Origin of the sequence: Paenibacillus sp. N3.4, from assembly GCF_008017805.1 — a bacterium.
In the GTDB taxonomy this organism is placed as follows: domain Bacteria; phylum Bacillota; class Bacilli; order Paenibacillales; family NBRC-103111; genus Paenibacillus_E.
In genome coordinates this window covers 1-4182 of record NZ_VRTT01000160.1, presented here as the reverse complement: position 1 = coordinate 4182, position 4182 = coordinate 1, and the positions used below count along the sequence as shown (strand labels likewise).

5 protein-coding genes are annotated in these 4182 nt (G+C 44.9%); all 5 read left to right on the top strand.

The window, feature by feature from the left end; genetic code table 11:
• Nucleotides 1-551 (top strand): carbohydrate ABC transporter permease (locus FU659_RS34460; protein ID WP_147951664.1); only part of this gene is annotated, 551 nt, incomplete at its 5' end.
• A gap of 146 nt (nucleotides 552-697) precedes the next feature.
• A complete protein-coding gene (locus FU659_RS34455; protein WP_147951663.1) occupies nucleotides 698-2470 on the top strand; it encodes a sensor histidine kinase in 1773 nt (590 codons plus the stop codon).
• Nucleotides 2448-2774: a hypothetical protein gene (locus FU659_RS39510; RefSeq protein ID WP_261808242.1), complete on the top strand. Its 327-nt coding sequence runs from the start codon at nucleotides 2448-2450 to the stop codon at nucleotides 2772-2774. The genes FU659_RS34455 and FU659_RS39510 overlap by 23 nt, the downstream gene beginning before the upstream one ends.
• Before the next feature lie 64 nt (nucleotides 2775-2838).
• Nucleotides 2839-3471 carry a hypothetical protein gene (locus FU659_RS36680; protein WP_222708718.1) on the top strand — a complete coding sequence of 211 codons (633 nt, stop codon included), beginning with the start codon at nucleotides 2839-2841 and terminating at the stop codon, nucleotides 3469-3471.
• Nucleotides 3461-3925, top strand: coding sequence for a hypothetical protein (locus tag FU659_RS36675; RefSeq protein WP_222708717.1), 465 nt, complete (start codon nucleotides 3461-3463; stop codon nucleotides 3923-3925). Before FU659_RS36680 ends, FU659_RS36675 begins: the two co-directional genes overlap by 11 nt.
• Nucleotides 3926-4182 lie beyond the last annotated feature (257 nt).

Here is a 4182-nt window from a genome sequence, read left to right as displayed (position 1 = left end):
CGTTGTCTCATTTAAGAGTACCCATGAAAAGATGGGTAACACTTTTCTTCTTATCGACCTTATTAATTCCTCCGGCCACTTACATTGTTCCTAATTTTCTCAATTTAAAAAGCTTTGGCATGATCAATACTTACTGGGCATTCTGGTTGCCTGCGGCAGCGAATGCGTATTTCATGCTGCTGCTCAAAAATTTCTTCGACGGCATTCATAAAGAAATTCTTGAAGCGGCGAGAATTGATGGCGCGAGTGAGTTCAAATCCTTCCTTCAGATTGCCGTGCCACTATCGACACCTATTATTGGCACACTGTTGATGTTGTCATTTTCGACGACATGGAATGATTTCTACTGGCCTAACATTGTTATGACAGAAAAAACGATGTACCCACTTGCCACTGGTATATATCGGTACGTCATTTACCAGACCTCCGTTATTCCATGGAGTGTGCGGTTTGCAGTGTTGACGATGGCTATGGCCCCGCCAATTATTTTCTTCCTTATTTTCCAACGCTTTATCATCCGCGGTTTAAGTGCATCCAGTATCAAAGGATAGATCAGCTGTTCGGTTTGTCCATGATGGTTAGGGAGCAAACGCCACTCAGCGGTAGGATGCTGAAGGCGTTTTCTTTTGTTTAGAGGAGAATGTAAGAGCCATAGCGAACCTACTGATAGAACATAGACAAAGGAAGGTATATCGATATGCTGAATATGCTGCGGAATATGAATTTGATGAAAAAACTGATCGTGCTCCTCATCATATTCGTCGTTGTTCCTATCCTGGTTTTGGATTTGGTTGTGGCTAAGAAGCTGGAGTCCATTACGGAAGAGCAAGTCGGGAATGCGCTTTTGCAGCTCGTTAGCGGCAGCCATTTGACGTTGGATAGGGAAAGCAGTGATTTTGAGGAAAAAACAGAAAAAATTATGATTTCACAAGAGATCCAACAGCTCGTTAGCATCCCATCTTCATCGGAGTACGAACGTTTTGAAATATTTAAAGCGCTTGATAAGTATTTGAACAATTATTCGACGAATTCGACTCGTTATTCACTATTTTTTTCGGACAAGGATAAATTATATTCGTTTGTTCCGAATGCGGATATGCTGAATTATGGTATTTTTTATTTAACTAATTTAGATTCGCTCCCTTGGTATAAAGCGGTTAGTCAGGCCAAAGGCAAGGGGGTTATTGGGATCATCGATAAATTCGGATACAATCCGAATAACATGCAAACGGTAGCTTATTTACGACAATTGAACAGCATTTATAATGGGGAGTCCATCATTGGCTATCTGGTTGTCTCTGGTATTGAGACTCCCCTGCAAAAGGATTTCACCCCCTTTGATAAATATGCGGACGCAGAAATATTGCTGCTTGATAATACGAATGCCGTGCTGGCATCGAATACGTCCAGATTCAACATTGGCACGCGTATTAGTGTGCCTGCAGATAAAACAGAGGGCGTTTATAAAATCATGGAAGCCGGCAATGAACTGATGTGCGTGCTGCATACGAGCGAGTATACGAATACAAAGCTGCTCATGCGAGTTCCGGTCCAATCGATCATTATTGATCATATCAGTGTACAGCGGCTGGTGGATTTGATCATGATTATTTATTTCTTTATTTTGATTTTAGCTAGCATGTATTTCATTCAGTCCATTTTGAAGCCGATTTCTCGACTTGCACGCATTACGAATTCGTATCATCCGGGAAGACCCCTATCGATTGCTTTGCATTCTGATAGTAAAAATGAGATTGTTCTGCTCAATAATCAATTCATTCGGATGACGGATCGACTGAACCAAACGATCTATGACCAATATGAGTTGGAGTTAAAACATAAGGAAATCGAGCTCTCGATTCTTCATGCCCAAATCAATCCGCATCTGCTTTACAACACGCTGGAATCCGTATACTGGCATACACTGATGGAAGGAGCTGCCGAGTCTGCTGAAATGATCAAAGATTTATCGCTCATTATGCGTATCGGACTTAGTAAAGGCAAGCTATTGATCCCGGTGATGGAGGAAATCAACCACGCAGAGGCTTATGTCAGACTTCAGCTATTCCGATATGAATATGCGTTTCAAGTGCATTGGGACATTGAGGAAGGTGCGAAGCGTTTTCTAATGCCTAAAGTACTGCTGCAGCCGATCATCGAAAATGCCATTTTACATGGGATTAAGCATATGAGCCAAGACGGTGAATTATGGATAACTGTAAAGAGCGTTAACGAAAAGGTTATCATAACTGTCGAGGACAATGGCTATAAGCAGACGGATATCGCGAAATTAAATGCGAGCCTGGTAGGCGAAGAGGGCAATAAAGGATATGGAATTATTAATGTACAGAAGCGGATTCAACTTCATTTCGGACCTGGTTATGGTTTAAGGTATATGGAGCGAAAGGATCAGGGCGTTTGTGCACTAATTGAAATTCCAGCGGTGCTTGAAGAAACTGATCGAAAATAAAAATGGCAGTGTCCTATTTGGGGCGCTGCCATTTTTTACGAAAGGCGAGAGGGGTTTGGGTGAAGCGGTCTTTGAAAAGGTTGATAAAATGACTCGTATTATCGATACCTACACGCGCGGTGATCTCAGATATGGGCAAATCCGAATATTTCAGCCACTCCTTGGCGTGAGTCATACGTATTTGAATCAGAAATTCATGAGGAGAATAACCGGTATACTGTTTAAATCGTTTAGCCAAATGAAACTTGCTGACCGCATGCTCATCTGCAAGCTGATCGAGAGAGATGGACTCTTGAAATCATGAACAGTCGACAACGGGAGAATGGTTAGCGCATTGCGGAGCATGTCCGGTTCCTGAATTTGCAAATGTGTTTAATAGAGCGGGCATTCCGTTCCGTGTGGTAAATGGTTTGCTAGGATTGGATCATACGCCTGCCATTTCGTTGACGAATGAAATCACACACGAACGACCTGAGGCTAAACGAGCGTGGAAAGAGATTGAGGAATGGGTACGCGTTGCGGGAGTTCCGCGAACTCTTCAGCATAGCCGTTTCGGTTTTCTGGGTAATACATATAGCGGGATGCTCGACATGTACAGCGATTTCACAATGATATCAGCACAAACCGGCCTGCATGTCGAGGTGTTAGAAATGTGCGATCTGGATCGCATGCTGCGAGAAGTGACGCCACAGGAGGTGAAGGAGAAGCTTGCTGAAGTGCACGACATGTTTCAGATCAGCGGAGATTCGCCATCGGACCCGATTGCAAAGAAGCCAACAGACGAGCAGTTGGCCTGGTCCTGCAAAGTAGCGGCGGCACAGGAAAAGCTGGTCAGAGCGTACGATCTGGACGCTTTGTCTTACCATTATCACGGAGCGCCGGACGGGGGCTACGAAGAAGCTGCAGGGAGGCTTCATCGTTGGGCATTCGCTGCTCACTGCGCGGGGGATTCCTTGCTCTGGGGAGGGGGATCTCAAGACGGCCGTCGCGATGAAAATTAGCGATATTGTAGGCGTTGGAGGCAGCTTTTCCGAAATTGTCGTTGTTGATTATGTCGACGAGACGATTTTGCTTGGCCATGACGGACCGTTCCATGTCGCGATTTCCGAAGGAAAACCGACTTTGCGCGGCATGGGGTTATATCACGGGAAGCAGGGCACGGGGGTATCTGTTGAGGCGAAGGTGAAGACAGGGGCCATTACGACGTTGAACGTAACTCAGACCGGCGACGGTAAGCTGAAAATGATTTCCAGCGAAGGGCAGTCCACGAACGGGCCGATCATGAGAATTGGGAATACCCAGACGCCAGTGAAATTCAGGGATCACCCAGACACGTATATGTCACGGTGGTTCGCCGAGGCGCCTACCCATCACTGCGTGATGTCAATCGGCCATAACGCCTCGCTTTTCCAGAAGGTTGCAGAGTTGATGGACGTGAAGCATGTCACGTTATAGGTAGATAGTGAAACCCGCCATTGGCGGGTTTTTTACACTGAAAAAAATGTATATGTTTTTTGAGACGTAGACGGTTTTCAAAATATGCTTACAATTGGCGCTCTAAGCCGGAAAAACATGCTTATAGCGAAGGAAAAGGGAGGAACGGGCAGTAAGGTGATGAAGTAAAGTAGTCTGTGTAACAAAATTTGGAGTCTTCACAGATAACAAAAAAGTAGGGTATTCTCGGGATTGCGACACCACCAAGAAAGGACCCT

Bases quoted from the DNA above. Each gene is read 5' to 3' on its own strand.
- FU659_RS36675 (WP_222708717.1), top strand. From the start codon at position 3,461: ATGAAAATTAGCGATATTGTAGGCGTTGGAGGCAGCTTTTCCGAAATT.
- FU659_RS34455 (WP_147951663.1), top strand. From the start codon at position 698: ATGCTGAATATGCTGCGGAATATGAATTTGATGAAAAAACTGATCGTG.